Genomic DNA, 20,955 nt, shown 5'->3' with positions numbered 1-20,955 from the left:
GGGGTGTGAACGGTTGAAACACCCGCCAGCCTAAACCGCCGTACACATCGTTGCGCCATCAGGGTTTTGTGACCTTGATGGCCTGCTGCAGTGCTGGCGGGCAGCGACGATAATCCGCAGATGCAGATTCGCTTTACCAAAATGCAGGGCGCTGGCAACGACTTTGTCGTGCTGGACGAAACCCAGGGCCGACTGGGGCTCACGGCCACGCAATACCGCTACCTGGCCGACCGCCACTTTGGCGTGGGGGCCGATCAAATCCTCACCGTGCGGCCCTCGCCCGCAGAGGGCATCGACTTTGAATACGTGATCCACAACGCCGACGGCGGCGAGGTGGAGCAGTGCGGCAATGGCTCGCGCTGCTTTGCCCGCTATGTGCGCGACAAGGGCCTGACGGACAAGGACACCATCCGCGTGCAAACGCTCAGCGGCGTCATCGCCCCCCGCCTCACGCCCGATGGCCGCGTCACCGTGGACATGGGCCGCCCGGTGCTGGAGCCCGCCCGCGTGCCCTTTGACACTGCTGGCCTGCAGCCGGTGGCGCAAGGTTCAGGGCAAAAATGGCCTCTAGCGCTTGATGTACCAGCGCAACCAGCTACTGTTTTGGTAGCGGTTGTGTCCATGGGCAATCCGCATGCGGTGCAGCTGGTCGATGATGTGGACACCGCCCCCGTGGCCATCTGGGGCCCGCTGGTCGAGCGGCATGTGCGCTTTCCGCAGCGCGTGAACGCGGGCTTTTTGCAGGTGGTGAGCCGCACCCATGTGCGCCTGCGCGTGTTTGAGCGTGGCACGGGCGAGACGCTGGCCTGCGGCACCGGCGCCTGCGCGGCCGTGGCCGCGGGCATTCGCCTGGGGCTGCTCGACAACGAAGTGCATGTGGACATGCGCGGCGGCCGCCTCACCATCGCCTGGAGCGGCCAGGAGACGGACACCCTTTACATGACGGGCCCGGCCACCACCGTGTTCGAAGGCCAGATCGATATTCCTGACACCCTATGAGCAGCACCCACATCCCCCCGATCACCGAAGAAGACATCGCCAACTTCCTGACCAACACGCCTGGCTTCTTTGAACGCCATGCCGAAGTGTTGGCCAGCGTGCAGATCACCAGCCCCCACGGCCAGCGCGCCGTGAGCCTGCAAGAGCGCCAGGCCGAGATGCTGCGCGAGAAGATCAAGGGGCTGGAGCACCGCATCATGGACATGGTGCGCAACAGCAACGACAACACCGCCATTGCCACCAAGGTGCACCAGTGGACCAGCGCCTTGCTGCGCGTGAAGGACCCGTTTGACCTGCCCGAGGCGGTGGTCAGCGGCATCCGCACCCTGTTCGATGTGCCCCAGGCCACGGTGCGTGTCTGGACGGTGGCAGGCCCGTACATCGACGCCGACTTCACCCAAGGCGCCAGCGAGGACGCACGGGCGTTTGCCTCGTCGCTGACCATGCCGTTTTGCGGCCCCAACCTGGGCTTTGAGCCTGCGGGGTGGCTGGCGCAGGACGCGGGCGGTGAGCCCGCCCAGTCCCTGGCCTTGCTGCCGCTGCGCGAAGGCGCCATCGACAGCGCCACCCCTGCGTTTGGCCTGCTGGTGCTGGGCTCGCAAGACCCGCAGCGCTTTGATGCCACCATGGGCACGGAATTCCTCTCGCGCATTGCGGAGCTGGCCAGCGCGGCGCTGGTGCGGTTGAAGTGAAGCCCCCCCTGAGCCGCTTCGCGTCTTCCCCCCCGAGGGGGGGACGCCACCCCTGGACCGGCAAAGCCGGCTCCACGGTGGCACTGGCCTGTGGCCGCGCCGGTTGCGTACGCTGTGCCCCAGTGGGGGCTCGGACACGCCGGGGTCTGCGCGCAGGTTCTGCTAGAGCTTCATGTCCGACGCCGTGGTCGCATCACTCCCCACCGATCCCCAGGTTCTGCGCTACCTGGAGCATGTGCGGGTGGAAAAGCGGCTGGCGGCGCGCACGCTCACGCTGTACACACTGGACCTGGAAAAGCTCGCGCAGTTTGCGGTGGGGGTGAAGACGCCGCTGCTGCAGCTGACCAGTGCGCACATCCGCCGGTTTGTGGCGCAGATGCACAGCGGTGGGCGCAGCGGGCGGGGCATTGCGCTCATCCTCTCGGGTTGGCGTGGGTTTTACACCTGGGCGGGGCGCCAGGGGCTGGTGGCGCACAACCCCGTGCAGGACGTGCGGGCACCCAAAGCCCCCAAGCCGCTGCCCAAGGCCTTGGGCGTGGACGACGCGGTGCGCCTGGCCGACTACGAAAACACCGGGGCCGACCCGTGGCTGGAAGCGCGCGATGCCGCCATGGTTGAGCTGCTGTACGGCTGTGGCCTGCGTGTGGGCGAGCTTGTGGGGCTGGACGCTGTGGCCAGCCCGCAAGCCCAGCGCGAAGGCCGTGGCTGGGTCGATTTGCAGGCGGGCGAAGCCCATGTGTTTGGCAAAGGCAGCAAGCGCCGCAGCGTGCCCGTGGGGCGGGCCGCGGTGCAGGCCTTGCAGGCCTGGCTGGCCCTGCGGGCGCAGCCGTTTGTGGCCTCCTCAGCCCGGCTCGATGGGGCCTTGTTCGTGGGCCAGCGCGGCAAGCGGCTCACAGCCCAATCCGTGTGGCTGCGGCTGCGCCAGCGCAGCCAGCTGGCGGGGCTCACCACCCCGGTGCACCCGCACATGCTGCGCCACTCGTTTGCCAGCCATGTGTTGCAGTCCAGCAGCGACTTGCGGGCGGTTCAGGAGCTGCTGGGGCACGCCAACATCACCACCACGCAGGTGTACACGCGGCTGGATTTTCAGCACCTTGCCAAGGTGTATGACGCGGCCCATCCCCGGGCCAAAAAGAAATCCCCCTGAGCGGCTGCGCCGCTTCCCCCAAGGGGACGCACCTGGTGGCCTGGCGGAGCCAGTTCCACGGGTGCACTGGTTTGGCCGCGCGCGCTGCTGCCCATGCGCCCATATGCCTGGCTGATGGCTCTGATATGACGGCCGTGGGACGGTGTTGAGCGATGTTTCCAAATAGCCCAGGCACGGGAACCAAGAGGCAAGCCAATGCATCCGAGCAGAGGGGCGCCCGCTGTGGGGGCCGTGGAGCTGTTGACATGCTGCGGAACTGGATCAAGTCAAACCGTGGGTTCCTCGTGCTGTTGTTGTGCTTTGGCATCTTTCGCACCGCAGTGGCCGACTGGAACCCTATCCCCTCGGGCTCTATGCGGCCGACGTTGCTGGAGGGCGATGTGGTGTTCGTGAATCGGCTGGCGTATGACGTCAAGCTGCCGCTGACGGATGTGGTGCTGCTGCCGCTGGGTGAGCCGCAGCGTGGCGATGTGGTGACCTTTACGTCGCCGCAAGACGGCACGCGCCTGATCAAGCGCATTGCCGCTGTGCCGGGCGACCGCGTGGAGATGCGCAACGAGGTGCTTTACATCAACGGCCAGGCCGCCCAATACGACGCACCCGAGGTGGTGCAAGAGGCCGTGGGTGTGGGCGCTACGGTGCAGGCCACGCGCTGGACGGAGCGCTTGGGCGGGCACGAGCGGCGCGTGCAGTGGTTGCATGGCGTGCCCGCACGCAGCACGTTTGATGCCATTGAGGTGCCTGCAGGCCAATACCTCATGCTGGGCGATAACCGAGACGACAGCGTGGATTCACGCTACATCGGCCTGGTCCCGCGCCACCTGCTGATTGGGCAGGCACGCCGCGTGCTGGTGTCGGCAGACATCCTGGGGCATTGGGCGCCCCGGCTGCAGCGCATTGGCCTGCCGTTGTAGCGCACTGCGCGGCTGTGCTCAGCGCGGTGCCATGCGTTCTTGGTCGGCCAGCAGGCGGCGCAGGCGCGATTGTTCAAAGTCCAGGTAGCGCAGGCGGTCACGGGTCTCGCCGCGCTGTTTGTCGCTCAGGTTTTTGTCCTGCAAACGCTTTTCCAGCCGCCGAATCTCGCTGTCGTTGCTGTTGAGTGATTGCTGGGTGCGGTGCACCTGCAGCCCCGAGCCCAAAGCCATGGCAAAGGCCCCTTCGCCCGGGCGCCCGCGGCAGGCGTCTTGTTTGCTGGTGTTGCCTTGGGTGCCTTCACGCCAGCCGCTGTAAGGCGTGCAAAAGCGCGGAATCCCCGCTTCCCAGCCCGCCCTGTAGCGCTCGGCATCGGGGCGCACGCCCACTTCGGCGCAGTCTTTGGCGTAGTCGGCCAGCTGGCTGCGCGGGGGCTCGCCGTGGCTGCCGTCCTCCAGCCCCACCTGGTACCAGTCGGCCACTTTGCATTGCTCGGGGGTCATGCTGGTGCAGCCCGCCAGCGCGGCGGCGACCGCACTGGCGGCGAGGGTCGGTAGGATTTTTTTCATGGTCAAAATCCTATCGACCACCTTATCTGCCCGCCAGTGAAATTTGGCGCGCGGGGCTGTGCGCCCCGCCTTCTGTTCAGTGCGCCCCGATCAGGGCGTGGTTTGCGCTGGGGAGCTTGAAGCTCGACACCGTCTCCACCAGGCCCCGTGCCTGGGCATTGAGCCCCGCGGCGGCTGCGGCCATTTGTTCGACCAGGGCCGCGTTTTGCTGGGTGGCCTGGTCCATCTGGGTGACGGCTTCATTGACCTGGTCCACACCCTGGCTCTGTTCGGAACTGGCAGCGCTGATCTCGCCCACGATGTCGGTGACCCTTTTGATCGCGCCCACCACCTCGCCCATGGTTTGACCGGCACGGTCTACCAGCGCTGTGCCAGCCTCCACGCGCTCCACGCTGGTGCCGATCAGGCTTTTGATTTCGCGGGCAGCTTCTGCGGATCGCCCCGCCAGGTTGCGGACTTCACTCGCCACCACGGCAAAGCCGCGCCCTTGTTCCCCCGCGCGGGCGGCTTCCACCGCTGCATTCAAGGCCAGGATGTTGGTCTGGAAGGCAATGGAATCGATAACCCCAATGATGTCGCTGATCTTCTTGCTGCTCTCGTTGATGCCCTTCATCGTTTTAACGACCTCGGCCACCACGTCACCCCCCTGGACTGCCACTGCCGATGCACTTTGCGCCATCTGGTTGGCCTGGCGCGAGTTGTCTGCGTTCATGCGGACGGTGGAGTTCAGCTCTTCCATTGATGCCGCTGTTTCCTCCAGGGCGCTGGCCTGCCGCTCGGTGCGCGCTGAGAGATCGTCGTTGCCCTGTGCAATTTCGCCAGAGGCCGCGGACACGCTGGCTGCGCCGTGGTGCACGGCGCTCACCAGTGTCACCAGGGAGCTTTGCATGCTCTTGAAGCCGTGCAGCAACTGTGCCGTCTCGTTGGTGCCCCGCGCTTCGATGTGCTGGGTCAGGTCGCCCTGGGCGATTGCGTCAGAGAAGGCAATGGCGCGGCGCAGCGGCTGGGCGATGGAGCGAATGACCAGGTACCCAAATACCAGGGCGAGCGCAATGCTGATGAACAGCGAAGCGATCAGGCCAAAGGCCATGCTCTGATAGAGCGCATCTGATTGATCATATTCTGTTTTGGCAATGTCCAGTTGCACTTGCACCAGCTTGCCCAGAACGTCCTGCAAGGGGTCCAGGGCCGGATACATCTCTTTGGCGGCATACGCGGTCAGCGCGGTCATGTCCGCCGATTTCAAAATCTTCTCCAGGTTGGCCACCGCTGTGTCTGCGGTCGATTGCAGGCTCCTGAATTTCGCCACCAACTGCACTTCTTGCGCAACCAACTCTGTCGCAAGGTAGGCGCTCCATTGCTCCTGAATGTCCTTGCGCGCCTGGGCCACAGACTGCAAGCCTTGCACTGGTGTCATCGCGCCATCGCGCACCTTATGGGCGGTGTCGACGATGTTGATCGCGTAGGCATCGGACACCAGTTTGATTTGTTTGAGCGGGACAACGCGGTCTTGGTAGACCGTGTCGAGCCCCTGATTGGCCCGTTGCATGCCCAGCAGGCCCGCGGTGCCGATCACCGCAGTCAAAAGGCACAGCGCTGCAAGCAGCAAGGCCAGACGGGTCGAAATTCGGATGTTATCGAGGTTCATGGCAGTGCCTTTTTCCAAGGGGCTAAGGGGTCAGTCGAGTCAAGCAAGTTGGAGGCCATGCCGTTGTTTGGGCTTGGCTCCGGGCCGTGGTATCACTGCAGCGATTCGCCTTGCGCGGCCATCACCGAGTCCTGCAGAAATTTCTCGATGTCCAGCAAGATGAGCATGCGGTCGTCCACCGACCCAATGGCCAGCAGGTGTTCTGGGTCGAAGTTCGAGTCGAGTGCGGGCACGGGGCGCAGTTGCGAGGGCTCCAGCGTCAGCACGTCCGAGACGCCGTCCACCACCACGCCGATCACGCGCTGGCCGATGTTCAGCACGATCACGACGGTGAGGTGGTTGTATTGCACTTCGCTCACGCCCAGCTTGATGCGCAGGTCGATGATGGGAACGATCACGCCGCGCAGGTTCACCACGCCCTTGAGGTGCTCGGGCGCGTTGGCAATGGTGGTGGGCTTTTCGTACGAGCGGATTTCCTGCACCCGCAGGATGTCCACGCCGTATTCCTCGTTGGCAATCTTGAAAGCCAGGAATTCCCGAATCTGGGTCAGCGCCCCGGTGCCACTGGAGGACGCTGAGAAGGAGGAGGGCGTGGCGGTTGCGGCGTTGATCATCGGATGCTCCGGCTTAAATGATAAAAATGTGAATCAAATTTTATCAATCAGATAGTTGCGTGTCAATTTTGGCAATTTTTATTTCAACGTGAGCTCATCCGCTAGGGGGTGGGCGTTTTGTGCAGGGGATGGCTGCCTGCACAATCCAGGGATGAAAACGATCCGACTCAAGCAAGGCAAGGAGCGCTCGCTGCAGCGCCGCCACCCGTGGATATTTGACTCCGCCATCGCCAAAGGCGGTGGCGACAGTGGCGAGACGGTGCGCGTGGAGTCGCACGAGGGGCAATTTTTGGGCTGGGCGGCGTTCAGCCCCAACTCGCGCATCCGAGCGCGGGTGTGGAGCTTTGACGAGACGCAGCGCATTGATGCTTCTTTTTTCATAGCTGCTTGCGCTCGTTCTATCAGCGCTAGAGCACGATTTGATGTGAAAAGCGATGGCGTGCGGCTGGTGCACGGTGAGTCCGATGGGTTGCCAGGCCTGATCGTGGACCGCTACGGCGACACGCTGGTGGCCCAGTTCACCAGTGCGGGCACCGAGCGCTGGAAGGCGGTGCTGGCCGATGCCTTGTTGCAGGCCACGGGGCTGAGCAAGCTCTATGAGCGATCGGACGCCAACGTGCGCCAACTGGAGGGGCTAGAGCCTGCCACAGGCTGGCTGCGGGGTGGGCTTGCGGCTGGGCAGCCCGAGCCGCCGCTGGAGCTGACCATCCACGAGCACGACTGGCGCCTGACGCTGAACATTGCCGAGGGCCACAAAACCGGCTTTTACCTGGACCAGCGCGACAGCCGCAAGCGCTTTGCCGACTGTGTGCAGCGCTTGAACCTGCGCAAGGTGCTGAACTGCTTTTGCTACACCGGCGGCTTCAGCGTGGCCGCGCTGGCGGGCATGCGGGCGGCCGAGCAGGCGGGCGGGCAGGGCGGTGGCGAGGTGACTTCCATCGATTCATCCGGCCCCGCGCTGGAGCGGGCCCGCGCCCATGTGCTGCTCAATGGCTTTGACGTGGCGCAGGCCCGGTTCATGGATGCCGATGTGAACGCATCGCTGCGCCAGTTTTTGAAAGACGGTGTGCGCTTTGACGCCATCGTGCTGGACCCGCCCAAGTTTGCGCCCACTGCGGCGCACGCCGAACGGGCGGCCCGGGCCTACAAAGACATCAACCGCCTGGCGCTGCAGCTACTGGAGCCGGGCGGCGTGTTGTTCACTTTCTCCTGCTCGGGCGGTATCGGTGCCGATCTGTTCCACAAGATCGTGGCCTCCGCCGGGGCCGATGCGGGCGTGGATGGCTACATCACCGAACGCCTGGGGGGCGCACCTGACCACCCGATGACATTGGAGTTTCCTGAAGGGGAATACCTCAAGGGCCTGGTGGTGATGCGCAAGGGCTGAGGCTGCGCACTCCCAGTGCACTTTTTTTGCGCCGGGGGGCTTGACACGATCGATACACTGGAAAAAACCGGTTTCAACCCGATCTGCGGGCTCGGTTGCCCAACGGGCGGTGGCTTTCGCCCCCGCCCTATTTCATTTGAAAGAGATTCCCATGGCACTCATTCCAGTCACCATCCTCACGGGCTTTTTGGGCTCGGGTAAAACCACCTTGCTCAAGCGTGTCTTGAGCGAGGCCCATGGCCAGAAGATCGCAGTGATCGAAAACGAGTTTGGCGAAGAAAACATCGACAACGACATCCTGGTGACTGACTCGAAAGAGCAGATCGTGCAGATGAGCAACGGCTGCATCTGCTGCACCATTCGCGAAGACCTGCGCGAAACCCTGCAACTGCTGGCCGCCAAGAAGCGCAAGGGCTTGCTGGACTTTGAGCGCATCGTGATCGAGACCACCGGCCTGGCCGACCCTGGCCCCGTGGCACAAACGTTCTTTATGGACGAAGAGATTGCCGAGACCTACCTGATCGACTCCATCATCACCCTGGTGGATGCCAAGCACGCGGCGCAGCAGCTCAACGACCGCCAGGAGGCACGCCGCCAGGTGGGCTTTGCCGACCAGATTTTCCTGTCCAAGACCGACCTAGTGAGCGCCCAGGACGTGGACGCGCTGACGCATCGCCTCAAGCACATGAACCCGCGTGCGCCCATCAAGGCGGTGCATTTTGGCGAGGTGCCGATCAAGGAGGTGCTGGACCTGCGGGGCTTCAATCTCAATGCCAAGCTGGACATCGACCCTGACTTTCTCAAAGAAGAGGACGACCACAGCCACGGCGACCATGACCATGCGCATGAGGGGCATGAGCACCACGACCATGCTCCCGGCGAGGCGTGCAACCACCCCTCGCACCAGCACGGCCATGGCCATGGCCACCACCATCACCACGATGACGACGTCAAGAGCTTTGTCTACCGCTCCGATCGCCCGTTTGACCCCGCCAAGCTCGAAGACTTCCTGGGTGCCATCGTCAACATTTATGGCCCGCGCATGCTGCGCTACAAAGGGGTCTTGAATATGAAGGGCACTGAGCGTAAGGTGATCTTCCAGGGTGTGCACCAGCTTATGGGCAGCGACCTGGGGCCGCAGTGGGCCGAGGGCGAAGCCCGGTTGAGCAAGATGGTGTTCATCGGCATCGATCTGCCGCAGGACATCTTCCGCCAGGGGCTGGACCAGAGCCTGGTGTGAGCCAGGCTTGAGCCTGTGGCGAGCGCCTTTTCCCCTTGGGGAAAGACCTCGGTGTGTTGTATCTGCAACGTTTTCGTTTGCAGCGGCGCAGGTCGATACAATCGCGCCCCGGTAAAACCCCGGAAGGCTTGCCATCCGTCCCAGGCTGCACTTGCAGCCGGGGCCTGCCCGTATTGCGAGGAGACCAGGAAGTGAAAGCCGAAACCAGCAAACCCAAGGCGGCAACCAAAGCGTCTGCACCCGCGGCCAAGGCCGCTGCTGCCCCGGCACCAGCCAAGGCCATCAAGGCTGCTGCTTCCTCCAAGGTCGCAGCAGCCACTCCCGTGGCGCCTGCGGCGGTGCCCGCGTCGGCAGACCCGCAGGTGCCTCTGCGCACCACCCGGCCTTCTTCGCGTTTGGCCCAATTGACCGTACCATCCATGGCCCAAGCAGTGGCATCGACCGCTGCCAAAGCCAGTTACCAACACACCATGCCCACGACCGCGCCAGTGCACCCCACCTTCACCGCTGCAAAAAAAGACCCCAAGCTTGCCAACAACTGGAAAGCCAAGACGGCCCAAGAGCTGACAGATGCTGAAGTGCTGGCCATGCCTGACAGCGAATACATGAACGACAAGCAGATGGCGTTTTTCCGCCTGAAGCTGGTGCAGCTCAAGCAAGACATCCATAACAGCGCCGGTGAAACCACCGAGCACCTGCGTGAAGACACCGTGGTGGTGCCTGACCCCGCCGACCGCGCCACCATCGAAGAAGAACACGCGCTGGAGCTGCGCACCCGCGACCGCGAACGCAAGCTGCTCAAGAAGATTGAGCAGTCCATCGCCCGCATCGACGCTGGCGACTACGGCTACTGCGACGAAACGGGTGAGCCCATTGGTGTGGGCCGCTTGATCGCCCGCCCTACGGCCACGCTGTCGCTGGAAGCCCAGCAGCGCCGTGAACTCAAGCAAAAAATGTTTGGGGACTGAGCTTGCGTGAAAACCCCCGCCATGCCCGCTTGGACACGCGGGGTTCATTCACACCCTCCAACTCAGGCGTTATGCTGAACGCCTTCAGGACAACCGCAGCCAAATCACCATGAGCAAGGAAGAAACCCCACCAGCCGGCGGACTGTTGTCCAAGATGGTGCGGTTTGTGCGCAACCCCACCGTCCAGTGGACGGAGCTGGACTCTCTGCAGGATGACCGCGAGAGCCAGTACAGCAAGCAGATGCTCAAGGAAATGATTGAGCGCAAGCGGCGCAACGACTTTGTGCGCCGCCGCGAATTCGATCAGCTGCGCAAGTTGCGCCAGCGCGAGGTGCTGCAAGGCCATCGCACCGAAGACCCCACCAACCGCCCCTCGTTCTTCCAGAGCAGCATGGCATCGCCCGATGAGCGTGCCGTCACGCTCAAGAAGATCGATGAGATCGAGGCGCAAATGTCTCAGCAGTGGTGGAAGAGCAAACAATCTACGGACGGCGGCGCTACGGTTCCAGGGGCTTTGGCGACTGAGCCAGCCCCCGCACAGGGCGCCGACACAGAAGCGGCCGACGCCCGCGCCTTCGCCCCCACTGCTCCGGTGAGCCTGGCAGCGCCGCTGGCGCAGCCCAGCCCCAGCCCGGTGGCGCCGCTGTTTGCGGACGACAGCATGGCGATGGGCAAATTCGGCGGCACCGATGCCAAGTTACAAGCGGCCCCTGTGGCGGCTGAGCCTTCTTTCAGCCCCACGGTGCCCGGCGTGATCCCGCAGACCGTTGCCGCACTGGAGAAATTCGTGCACGAACCCGACCTTGAAGAAGCGGCCATCCGCTACGCCAATGGTGATAACGAAGGGGCAGAGTCCGGCTTGCTGGAGGTTCTGCAACAACATCGCAATGACAACCCAGACCAGCAACTGGATCTGTGGATGACCCTGTTTGACCTGTACCGGGCAACGGGGCAGCACGACCGGTTTGAAAACCTGGCCATTGATTTTGCAGCGCAGTACAGCCGCTCTGCGCCGCTGTGGTTCTCGCTGCCTGAGCAGTTGGGCATGACGGCTGCGGCCCCTGCGCTGCAGGCCGATGCGCCGGGCCGGCGTGACTTCAGCTGGAACGCGCCGCAGCGCCTGGCCGTGTCTTCGGTGGCTGCGTTGCAGGCTTCGGTTGAGCGCTCGGCCTCGCCGTGGACGCTGTCTTGGTCGCGCATTTCGGGGGTGGACGATGCGGCAGTGCCGTTGCTGGCCGATTTGTTCACCCGCTGGGCAGACAAACAAGGGCAGTTCGTGTTCTCGGGTGTGGACAAGTTCAACACCCTCATGGAAATCATGACCCAATCGGGCGATCGTGCGTCGGGGCCAGAGTGGTGGCGCCTGCGCATGTCGGCCTTGCGGCTCATGGGCCGCCCCGATGAGTTCGAACTGGTGGCCTTGGACTACTGCGTGACCTATGAAGTGTCACCCCCGTCCTGGGTGTTTCCCAAGTGCGGCTACTCAGACGACGATACCCAGGCTTCCCCAGAGCCCTCACCCGCGAACGAGCGGGACATGCTCGCCTCTGACTTTGGTGACCTGTCGATGCCGGCGCCTTTGGAGACAGGGCCGGTGGCCACGCTCAGCGGCATCATCGATGGCGACGCTACGCCGCTGCTGGAACCTTTGGAGGCCATGCTGCGCCCCGGGGTGCCACTGCCCATTGCCTGTGACAAGCTCATGCGCATCGACTTTGCCGCGGCAGGTTCGGTGCTCAACTGGGCGGCCGACCAGCAGGCCAAGGGCTATGTGGTGCATTTCCAGAACCTGCACCGGCTCATCGCCGTGTTTTTCAACGTGATCGGCATCAACGAACACGCCTGGGTCATCCCGCGCAAGAACTGAGCTTGGGGGCCGCTTGCAATTGCAGCGGCAGGCCCCACGTTCGGGGCTATGACGTCATCCAGCGAATCCCCCGTGTTCCACGGGACCACCATCATCAGTGTCCGCAGGCAAACCCCAGCGGGCGTACAGGTTGCCATCGGCGGCGATGGCCAAGTGACCTTGGGCAACATCGTGGTCAAGGGCACGGCGCGCAAGGTGCGCAAGCTCTACCACGGCAAAGTGCTGGCGGGCTTTGCGGGCGCCACGGCCGATGCCTTCACGCTGTTTGAGCGTTTTGAAGCCAAGCTGGAAAAGCACCAGGGCCATCTGACCCGCGCGGCCATCGAGCTGACCAAAGACTGGCGCACTGACCGCGTGCTGCGCCGCCTTGAAGCCATGCTGGCCGTGGCCGATGCCAGCGCGTCGCTCATCATCACCGGCAACGGCGACGTGCTGGAGCCTGAGCAGGGCATCGTGGCGATCGGGTCGGGCGGTGCCTACGCGCACTCGGCGGCCAAGGCGTTGCTGGTCAACACCGATCTGTCCGCGCAGGAGATCGTGAAGAAGTCGCTCGAAATTGCGGGCGAACTCTGCATCTATACCAACATGAACCACACCATCGAGACGCTCTGAGCGGTGTTGGCGTAAGTTTGCTATTGTTTTGATAGCTTTTTGCGCTTGATTAACGGGCGCTAGAGCCATTTTTGATTGAATTCAGGCTGACACCATGTCTTCCATGACCCCCAGGAAATCGTCTCCGAGCTGGACAACCACATCGTGGGCCAGGCCAACGCCAAACGTGCCGTGGCCATTGCGCTGCGCAACCGCTGGCGCCGCCAGCAGGTCGAAGGCAGCCTGCGCCACGAGATCACGCCCAAGAACATCCTCATGATCGGCCCCACTGGCGTGGGCAAGACCGAGATTGCGCGCCGCCTTGCAAGACTGGCCGATGCGCCCTTCATCAAGGTCGAGGCCACCAAGTTCACCGAGGTGGGCTATGTGGGCAAAGACGTGGACGCCATCATCCGCGACCTGGCCGAAATGGCCGTGAAGCAAACCCGCGAAGCCGAGACCCACAAAGTGCGCACGCGCGCGCAAGATGCGGCCGAGGAGCGCATTCTGGACGTGCTGATCCCGCCCGCCCGGGGCGCTGCGCCAGGCGCCGTGGGGGCTGAGCCCGCTGCAGATAGCACTGCCCGCCAGGTCTTCCGCAAAAAGCTGCGCGAAGGGCAGCTTGATGACAAAGAGATCGAGATCGACGTGGCCGAAAGTCGCCCCCAGCTCGAAATCATGGGCCCGCAGGGCATGGAGGAAATGACCGACCAGCTGCGCGGCATGTTCAGCCAACTGGGGCAAGACCGCCGCCGTACCCGCAAGCTCAAGATCGCCGAGGCGCTCAAGCTCATCACCGAAGAAGAAGCGGGCAAGCTGGTCAACGAAGAAGAAATCAAGGTCCGCGCCATTGCCAATGCCGAACAAAACGGCATCGTATTCATCGATGAGATCGACAAGGTGGCCACGCGGCAGGAAACCAGCGGCTCCGACGTGTCACGCCAGGGTGTGCAGCGTGATTTGCTGCCCCTGGTGGAGGGCACAACGGTATCGACCAAGTACGGGATGGTGAAGACAGACCACATCCTGTTCATCGCCTCGGGGGCATTTCACCTCTCCAAGCCCAGTGACCTGATCCCTGAGCTGCAAGGGCGCTTCCCCATTCGGGTGGAGCTGGAGTCCCTGTCGGTCAAGGACTTTGAGGCCATCCTCACGCAAACGCATGCGTCTTTGGTCAAGCAATACCAGGCGCTGCTGGCCACCGAAGGCGTGGCGTTGGAGTTCACCCCCGAGGGCATCACCCGCCTGGCACACATCGCATTCGAGGTGAACGAGCGCACCGAAAACATCGGCGCGCGCCGCCTGTCTACGGTGATGGAGCGCCTGCTCGATGACGTGAGCTTTGACGCCGCCCGTTTGTCGGGCCAAACAGTGCAGATTGATGCGGCCTACGTGGACGCGCGGCTGCAGTCGCTCAGCCAGGACGAAGACCTGTCGCGCTACATCCTGTAGCCCGGCCCGACCTCTGCAGCCAGCATTGCCCCGCTCAGCCCCGCTGGCGGGGCATTTTCTTGGGGCTTGCTTGATGCACATACCCTATTTCTCGGGACAACATAGTTAACAAGTCTTATCGGCGCCTTGGCGCTTCAGGTATCACTTGCATAGCCTGTTCTAAGTGCTTATTTTTCAACAGATTTTGCCATTCTGATACCTTTGGATTCGCTGCTAAGTCATTGATTTCATTGCAAAACTTTGTAGCGTCCCTATTGCTTGGTGTGCTTTTCCTGCTACAGTGGAAAAAAGTGCAAATAAGTGGTGAAAAGTGCCATTCGGCCCACAGTCCAGGGCGTCTGGTGATCCATCAAGCTGGGAAATCCATCCGTGTTCCAAGGTGCCTCATCGCTCAGTCTCGACGCGAAGGGTCGGCTTTCCGTGCCGACCCGGCATCGTGACGTCTTGGCGGCGACGGCATCGGGCCAGCTCACCATCACCAAGCACCCCCATGGGTGCCTGATGGTCTTCCCCCGCCCCGAGTGGGAGAAGTTTCGCGAGCGCATTGCCCAGTTGCCCATGTCCGCCCAGTGGTGGAAGCGGATTTTTCTGGGCAACGCCATGGACGTGGAGATGGATGGCACCGGCCGCGTGCTGGTGTCGCCCGAGCTGCGCTCTGCAGCGGGGCTCTCCAAAGAGGCCGTGCTGCTGGGCATGGGCAACCACTTTGAGCTGTGGGACAAGGCAACTTACGACGAGCAAGAGGCGCAAGCCATGCAAGGTGAGATGCCCGATGCCTTCAAGGATTTTTCTTTCTGAGGCCGCGGTGACAACAACTTTTCAACACACCACGGTTTTGCTGAACGAGGCAGTGGATGCACTGCTCGGCAACGCCGGCCCAGAGCCTTCGGGCACCTGGGTGGATGCGACCTTCGGACGCGGGGGGCATTCGCGGCTGATTCTGCAGAGGCTGGGACCCCAGGGGCATCTTGTCGCTTTCGACAAGGACCCCGAAGCCATCCAAGAGGCAGCGCGCATCACCGATGCGCGTTTTTCCATTCGGCACGAGGGTTTCCGCCACCTGGCCGATCTGCCTGCGGGCAGCGCCTCGGGGCTGCTGATGGACATTGGGGTGAGTTCACCCCAGATCGACAGCCCCTCTCGGGGCTTTAGTTTCCGTTTCGATGGCCCGCTGGACATGCGCATGGACACCACGCGCGGCGAAAGCGTGGCCGAGTGGCTGGCCACGGCCGAAGTTGGGCAGATTGCGGAGGTGATACGTGAATACGGTGAAGAACGGTTTGCTGGCCCCATTGCAAAGGCGATTGTTGCTCGGCGCGAGGAACGGGGCCCCCTTGCCACCACCTCCGAGCTTGCCGATCTCGTGGCTGGCGCGGTCAAGACCCGCGAGGCGGGCCAGAACCCTGCAACGCGCACATTTCAGGCTCTACGGATTTTCATCAACGCTGAGCTTGAAGAGCTGCAACAGGCCCTAGAAGCCAGCCTGTCGGTGCTGCGCCCCGGCGGGCGGCTGGTGGTCATCAGTTTTCACTCGCTCGAAGACCGCATCGTCAAGCAGTTCATCGCCAAGCACTCCAAAGAGGTGTTTGACCGCCGCGCGCCTTTTGCCGTGCCGCAGGCCATGAAGCTGCAGGCCCTGGACCGCATCAAGCCCAGCGAGCAAGAGGTGGCCGCCAACCCCCGTTCCCGCAGCGCCATCATGCGCGTCGCGCAAAGGACGGACGCATGACATTGCTTTGCACGCTGCTAAGCCCCGCAGGCCCTTCGCTGGTCTGGGGTGAGGGCGCGTGCGTGCACCCTGTGCGGGGGGCTGCATGGCCCGCTTGAACCTCATGCTGCTGCTGGCCGTGCTGGTGAGTGCGATGTACCTGGTGCACACGCAGTACCAGTCGCGCCGTCTGTTCACCGAGTTGGACCGCGCCGTGGCCGAGGCCCGTCGCCTGGACACCGAGCACCAGCGCCTGCAGGTGGAAAAGCGCGCCCAGGCCACCCCGCTGCGGGTGGAAAAGCTCGCCCGGGCCCAGTTAAACATGCGCACAGCCACCCCGGCCATCACCCAGTACGTGAGTGACCCTGCCGGTGCTGCTGAGGCCACCACCCCCAACCGCCAGGCTGGCCAAGCTGGCGCGGAGAGTGCACGATGAGCCGCAGCGTGCTGTACACCTCCAGCCCCTTGCTGGCCAGCAAGACGCCTGTATGGCGCAGCAAATTCATCGTGGCCATGATCGGCCTGGGCTTTGTGGGGCTGGGTGCCCGCGCCGCCTATGTGCAGGTGTTTGGCAATGACTTTTTTCAGCGCCAGGGCGAGGTGCGGTTTGCGCGCACGCTGGAGCTGCCCGCCAACCGCGGCAAGATCCTGGACCGCAACGGCTTGATCCTGGCTTCCAGCGTGCCAGCGGCCAGCATTTGGGCCATTCCGGAAGACGTGGAGCATGACAAGCCTGAAGTGAAAGCCAAGCTCAAGCAGCTGGCCAAGCTGATGGACATGCCGCTGGCTGACCTGCAGGCCAAGCTGGCCGATGAGGACAAGACCTTCGTCTGGATCAAGCGCCAGCTCGACTGGGATGTGGGCCAGCAGATTGCCGCGCTCGACATCAAGGGCATCTACCAGCGCAAGGAATACAAGCGCCAGTACCCCGAAGGGGAGGCCGCAGCCCACATCGTTGGCTTTACCAACGTGGAAGACAAGGGGCAAGAGGGCATGGAACTGGCCTTCAACAGCCAGCTGTCTGGCAAGCCCGGCTCGCGCCGCGTGATCAAGGACCGCCTGGGCCGCGTGGTCGAGGGTGTGGGCGAGACCATTCCGCCGGTGGACGGCAAGGATATGCAGCTGTCCATCGACAGCAAGGTGCAGTTCTTCGCCTACCAAAAGCTGCGCGACCAGGTGGCCCTGCACAAGGCCAAGGCGGGCAGCGTGGTGGTGATGGACGCCCACACGGGCGAGTTGCTGGCCCTGGCCAACTACCCCAGCTACGTGCCCGACAAGCGCCAGAACCTGACCGGCGAGCAGCTGCGCAACCGCGCACTCACCGACGTGTTCGAGCCCGGCTCGACCATGAAGCCCTTCACGATCGGTCTGGCGCTGGAGTCTGGCCGTGTCAAACCTGAGACGCCCGTCGACACCAACCCGGGGCGCATCACCATCACGGGCTCCACCATTTCCGACACGCACAACTACGGCCTGCTGACGGTGGAAGGCGTGATCCAGAAATCGAGCAACGTGGGCACCACCAAGATCGCCATGCAGATGCCTGCCAAAGAGATGTGGGAAACCTTCTCTGCCGCAGGCTTTGGGCAAAAGCCGCAAATCGGCTTTCCCGGCGCGATCAGCGGGCGCCTGCGCCCCTACAAGACCTGGCGCCCGGTGGAGCAGGCCACCATGTCCTACGGCTACGGGCTGTCGGCCAGCCTGTTCCAGATGGCGCGCTCGTACACCGTGTTCGCCAACGGCGGCCGTGTGATTCCGGCCACCTTGTTCAAGACGGACGAGCCCGCTGTGGGCGTGCCGGTGTTTTCTGAACGCACCGCAGACCAAGTGCGCAAGATGCTGCAAATGGCCGCAGGGCCCGGCGGCACGGGGCAGAAGGCCCAGACCGTGGGCTACTCGGTGGGTGGCAAATCGGGCACGGCCCGCAAGCAAGTGGGCAAGAGCTACGCTGCGGGCAAATACCGCGCTTGGTTCACCGGCATGGCGCCTATCGACAAGCCCCGCATCATCGTGGCCGTGATGCTGGACGAACCCAGCGCGGGCCAGGTGTATGGCGGCCTGGTGGCCGCCCCTGTGTTCAGCGAAGTAGTGCAGCAAACCCTGCGCATGATGGGCGTGCCCCCGGACATGGCCGTCAAGCCGCAAATCGTGGCCAACCCCGTGGAGGAGTCGCTGTGATGGCCCCGGTGCAGGTTTTGAACCAACCGGCCGATGCCGTGGCTTGGCTGCGCGCGCGCGTCACCGGCACGCTGCAAACCGACAGCCGCAGCGTGGCCCCAGGCGACGGCTTCATTGCCTGGCCCGGCGCCGCCACCGATGGCCGTGCCCATGTGGCAGATGCGCTGGCGCGCGGCGCCACCGCCTGCCTGGTGGAGGCCGAGGGCGTGCAGAACTTTGCGTTTGCCGCAGGTGCCCCGCTGGTGGCGTTGAACGGGCTCAAGGCAGCAACAGGCGAGATCGCTTCCCAGTGGTTCCATAACCCATCGCAAGCCCTGGACGTGCTGGCGGTGACGGGCACCAACGGCAAGACCAGCACTGCCTGGTGGTTGGCCGAAGCGCTGAATTTGCTATCAAAAAATGAGCTGCCTGCGCTCTCTGGGTGCGCCGTAGTGGGTACTTTGGGTGTGGGTGTGCCACCTGCGCTGCAGTCCACGGGCATGACCACGCCTGACCCGGTGCGCTTGCACCGCGCCTTCCGCCAGTTTGCCGACCAGGGCCTGGGGGCGTGTGCTATCGAGGCGTCGTCCATCGGCCTGGCCGAGCACCGCTTGGCGGGCACGCAGATCCGCGTGGGCGTGTTCACCAACTTCACGCAAGACCACCTTGACTACCACGGCAGCATGGCCGACTACTGGCTGGCCAAGCGCGCGCTGTTTGCGTGGCCCGGCCTGCGCACGGCGGTGATCAACATCGACGACCCTGCGGGCGCCGCCCTGCGTGCCGAGCTGGCGCAGCGCAGCGATGGCGTCGAGGGTGGCGTGGCCGATGGCGCCGCGTTGGATTTGTGGACGGTGTCGGCCAATGGCGCCGCGCGCATTGCCGCCCGCAACATTGCAGCGGCCGAAGTCGGCTTGCAGTGGCTGGTGGTGGAGGGGGCTGAGCAGCACCTGCTGCCATCCCGCGTGGTGGGGCATTACAACGTGCTCAACCTGCTGGGCGTGGTGGCCGCCCTGCGCAGCCTGGGTGTGCCGCTGCAGCAGGCCGTGCATGCATGCTCGCAACTGCAGCCCGTGCCCGGCCGCATGGAGCAGCTGGCGTTGCCCGCGCAGCCCCTGGTGGCCGTGGACTATGCCCACACACCCGACGCCTTGGAAAAAGCCTTGCAGGCCCTGCGCCCCCTGGCGCAGCAGCGCGGCGGGCAGCTGTGGTGCGTGTTTGGCTGCGGCGGCGACCGTGACGCCACCAAGCGCCCTCTGATGGGAGCCGTGGCGCAGCAACAGGCCGACTGGGTGGTGGCCACCAGCGACAACCCCCGCAGCGAAGACCCCGCCCACATCCTGCACCAAATCTTGCAGGGCACCATCGCCGGTGACACCGTGCGTGTGGAGCCCGACCGCGCTGCCGCCATTGCCCTGGCGCTGGCCGAGGCCGACCCTGCCGACGTGGTGCTGATTGCGGGCAAGGGGCACGAGGATTACCAAGAGGTGGCAGGCGTGCGCCGCCCGTTTTCAGACATGGCCCAGGCGCGCGCAGCGCTGCAAGAGCGTGGAGGCAGCACATGGGCATGATGACCCTGCAACAAGCGCTGGGCCTGGTGCGTCAGCGCATTCCGACGGCCCAATTGGTGGGCGATGGCGCCACCCCCGTGGCCCGTGTGCACACCGACACCCGAACCCTGCAGCCCGGCGACCTGTTTGTGGCCCTCAAGGGCGAGCGTTTTGACGCCCATGCTTTCTTGCCTCAGGCACAGGCCAGCGGCGCTGCGGCAGCCCTGGCGCAGAGCGGCCTGGCGGCTGCGGGCCTGCCCGGCCTGGAAGTGCCTGACAGCCTGGCTGCGCTGGGCGCTCTGGCAGCGGGCTGGCGCGCCCAGTTTGAGCTGCCGTTGATTGGTGTGACCGGCAGTAACGGCAAGACCACCGTCACGCAGATGATTGCTTCCATCCTGCGGGCCTGGAAGGGTGAAGCGGCCTTTGCCACGCAGGGCAACTTCAACAACGACATCGGTGTACCGCTGATGCTGCTGCGCCTCACAGCTGCACACGAGGCTGCCGTGATCGAGCTGGGCATGAACCACCCTGGCGAAATCGCCACGCTGGCTGCCATGGCCCAGCCCACGGTGGCTCTGGTCAACAACGCCCAGCGCGAGCACCTGGAATTCATGCACACCGTGCAGGCCGTTGCCGAGGAAAACGGCTCGGTCATCAGCGCTCTGCCGCCCCACGGCGTGGCCGTGTTTCCTGCCGCTGACACCTACACGCCGCTGTGGCAGGGGTTGGCACAGGACCGCCGCTGCGTCACCTTTGGCGCGGGCGGTGATGTGGACTGCCCTGCAGCCCAGTGGCAGCAGGGCGGCTGGACGGTGGCGCTCAGCACCCCCGCAGGTTCTGCCCAGTGCCGCCTGCACATTGCCGGTCGCCACAACGTGACCAATGCCCTGGCCGCGACCGCCTGTGCGTTGGCTGCGGGTGTGCCGTTGCAGGCCGTGGTGCAAGGGCTGGAAGCTTTCGTGCCCGTCAAGGGCCGTTCGCGGGCCTTCGCCATCACGCTGGCGGGCCGGGACATCACGGTGGTGGACGACAGCTACAACGCCAACCCTGATTCCATGCGCGCCGCCATCGATGTGCTGGCCGACTTGCCTGCGCCCCGGTTGCTGGTGATGGGCGACATGGGCGAGGTGGGCAACCAGGGCCCGGCCTTCCACGAGGAAGCGGGTGAGCACGCGCGCCGTGCAGGCATTGACCACATTTACACGCTGGGGGCCTTGTCGGCCCACGCTGCGGCCGCTTGCGGCCCTGCGGCCCGGCATTTTGACAACATGGCATCGCTGCTGGCAGCGGTGCACGGCGTGCTGCCCCAGGTGGGCAGCGTGCTGGTAAAGGGATCTCGGTTCATGAAGATGGAGCAGGTGGTGGAGGCTTTGGCCGCCGCCGCGCAAACACAACCCCACAAGCCCGCGCAAGCCGCCCCTGCAGGAGGTGCGCAGTGAACCCGCTGGCCATGA

Annotated in this window: 19 protein-coding genes; 16 read left to right on the top strand and 3 right to left on the bottom strand. The window is 64.2% G+C overall.

Annotated features, from left to right (window positions below; all coding sequences use genetic code 11):
- Nucleotides 1–120: 120 nt before the first annotated feature.
- The 4 genes from dapF (at nt 121) to lepB (ending at nt 3,752) form a co-directional block, all read left to right on the top strand.
- A complete protein-coding gene (dapF, locus tag EAG14_RS18240; protein ID WP_099743762.1) occupies nt 121–999 on the top strand; it encodes a diaminopimelate epimerase in 879 nt (292 codons plus the stop codon).
- Complete coding sequence (locus EAG14_RS18235) at nt 996–1,691, top strand: DUF484 family protein (protein WP_099657902.1); 696 nt, start codon at nt 996–998, stop codon at nt 1,689–1,691. Before dapF ends, EAG14_RS18235 begins: the two co-directional genes overlap by 4 nt.
- A 172-nt stretch (nt 1,692–1,863) precedes the next feature.
- Complete coding sequence (locus tag EAG14_RS18230; RefSeq protein ID WP_121729717.1) at nt 1,864–2,838, top strand: tyrosine recombinase XerC; 975 nt, start codon at nt 1,864–1,866, stop codon at nt 2,836–2,838.
- A gap of 245 nt (nt 2,839–3,083) precedes the next feature.
- The gene (lepB, locus tag EAG14_RS18225; protein WP_199173476.1) at nt 3,084–3,752 is read left to right on the top strand and encodes a signal peptidase I; all 669 of its coding nucleotides are present in this window, start codon (nt 3,084–3,086) and stop codon (nt 3,750–3,752) included.
- 18 nt (nt 3,753–3,770) lie between these two features.
- On the opposite strand, the gene EAG14_RS18220 is transcribed toward lepB, so the two are convergent.
- The 3 genes from EAG14_RS18220 to EAG14_RS18210 form a co-directional block, all read right to left on the bottom strand.
- Nucleotides 3,771–4,319: a DUF2799 domain-containing protein gene (locus tag EAG14_RS18220; protein ID WP_121729716.1), complete on the bottom strand. Its 549-nt coding sequence runs from the start codon at nt 4,317–4,319 to the stop codon at nt 3,771–3,773.
- A gap of 76 nt (nt 4,320–4,395) precedes the next feature.
- Complete coding sequence (locus EAG14_RS18215) at nt 4,396–5,967, bottom strand: methyl-accepting chemotaxis protein (RefSeq protein ID WP_121730546.1); 1,572 nt, start codon at nt 5,965–5,967, stop codon at nt 4,396–4,398.
- 92 nt (nt 5,968–6,059) lie between these two features.
- A complete protein-coding gene (locus tag EAG14_RS18210) occupies nt 6,060–6,581 on the bottom strand; it encodes a chemotaxis protein CheW (RefSeq protein ID WP_121729715.1) in 522 nt (173 codons plus the stop codon).
- 151 nt (nt 6,582–6,732) lie between these two features.
- Here EAG14_RS18210 and EAG14_RS18205 point away from each other — a divergent pair, with 151 nt between their 5' ends.
- The 12 genes from EAG14_RS18205 (at nt 6,733) to murF (ending at nt 20,940) form a co-directional block, all read left to right on the top strand.
- Complete coding sequence (locus EAG14_RS18205) at nt 6,733–7,968, top strand: class I SAM-dependent rRNA methyltransferase (protein WP_121729714.1); 1,236 nt, start codon at nt 6,733–6,735, stop codon at nt 7,966–7,968.
- 151 nt (nt 7,969–8,119) lie between these two features.
- Nucleotides 8,120–9,208, top strand: coding sequence for a GTP-binding protein (locus EAG14_RS18200; protein ID WP_121730545.1), 1,089 nt, complete (start codon nt 8,120–8,122; stop codon nt 9,206–9,208).
- 191 nt (nt 9,209–9,399) lie between these two features.
- Nucleotides 9,400–10,176, top strand: coding sequence for an RNA polymerase-binding protein DksA (gene dksA / locus EAG14_RS18195; protein ID WP_099743080.1), 777 nt, complete (start codon nt 9,400–9,402; stop codon nt 10,174–10,176).
- A gap of 109 nt (nt 10,177–10,285) precedes the next feature.
- Nucleotides 10,286–12,043, top strand: a complete 1,758-nt coding sequence (locus EAG14_RS18190; protein WP_121729713.1) for a hypothetical protein — start codon at nt 10,286–10,288, stop codon at nt 12,041–12,043.
- A 48-nt stretch (nt 12,044–12,091) separates the two neighbouring features.
- Complete coding sequence (hslV, locus tag EAG14_RS18185) at nt 12,092–12,655, top strand: ATP-dependent protease subunit HslV (protein ID WP_099657909.1); 564 nt, start codon at nt 12,092–12,094, stop codon at nt 12,653–12,655.
- Nucleotides 12,656–12,772: 117 nt separating this feature from the next.
- A complete protein-coding gene (gene hslU, locus EAG14_RS18180; RefSeq protein WP_121729712.1) occupies nt 12,773–14,086 on the top strand; it encodes an ATP-dependent protease ATPase subunit HslU in 1,314 nt (437 codons plus the stop codon).
- 369 nt (nt 14,087–14,455) lie between these two features.
- Complete coding sequence (gene mraZ, locus EAG14_RS18175) at nt 14,456–14,884, top strand: division/cell wall cluster transcriptional repressor MraZ (protein ID WP_099657911.1); 429 nt, start codon at nt 14,456–14,458, stop codon at nt 14,882–14,884.
- A complete protein-coding gene (rsmH, locus tag EAG14_RS18170) occupies nt 14,859–15,815 on the top strand; it encodes a 16S rRNA (cytosine(1402)-N(4))-methyltransferase RsmH (protein WP_099743083.1) in 957 nt (318 codons plus the stop codon). The genes mraZ and rsmH overlap by 26 nt, the downstream gene beginning before the upstream one ends.
- An 85-nt stretch (nt 15,816–15,900) precedes the next feature.
- A complete protein-coding gene (gene ftsL / locus EAG14_RS18165; RefSeq protein ID WP_099743084.1) occupies nt 15,901–16,230 on the top strand; it encodes a cell division protein FtsL in 330 nt (109 codons plus the stop codon).
- Nucleotides 16,227–17,972 (top strand): penicillin-binding protein 2, encoded by a 1,746-nt coding sequence (locus EAG14_RS18160; protein ID WP_099657914.1) that lies wholly within the window; start codon nt 16,227–16,229, stop codon nt 17,970–17,972. Before ftsL ends, EAG14_RS18160 begins: the two co-directional genes overlap by 4 nt.
- On the top strand, nt 17,972–19,522 hold the full coding sequence (locus EAG14_RS18155; RefSeq protein WP_099743085.1) for a UDP-N-acetylmuramoyl-L-alanyl-D-glutamate--2,6-diaminopimelate ligase: 1,551 nt from the start codon (nt 17,972–17,974) through the stop codon (nt 19,520–19,522). The genes EAG14_RS18160 and EAG14_RS18155 overlap by 1 nt, the downstream gene beginning before the upstream one ends.
- On the top strand, nt 19,513–20,940 hold the full coding sequence (gene murF, locus EAG14_RS18150) for a UDP-N-acetylmuramoyl-tripeptide--D-alanyl-D-alanine ligase (protein ID WP_099743086.1): 1,428 nt from the start codon (nt 19,513–19,515) through the stop codon (nt 20,938–20,940). Before EAG14_RS18155 ends, murF begins: the two co-directional genes overlap by 10 nt.
- Nucleotides 20,941–20,955: the final 15 nt, after the last annotated feature.

The sequence above is a fragment of the Acidovorax sp. 1608163 genome (assembly GCF_003669015.1).
Lineage (GTDB): Bacteria > Pseudomonadota > Gammaproteobacteria > Burkholderiales > Burkholderiaceae_C > Acidovorax.
The sequence above is the reverse complement of the archived record's forward strand: the minus strand, read 5'-3'. Positions and strand labels throughout refer to the sequence as shown.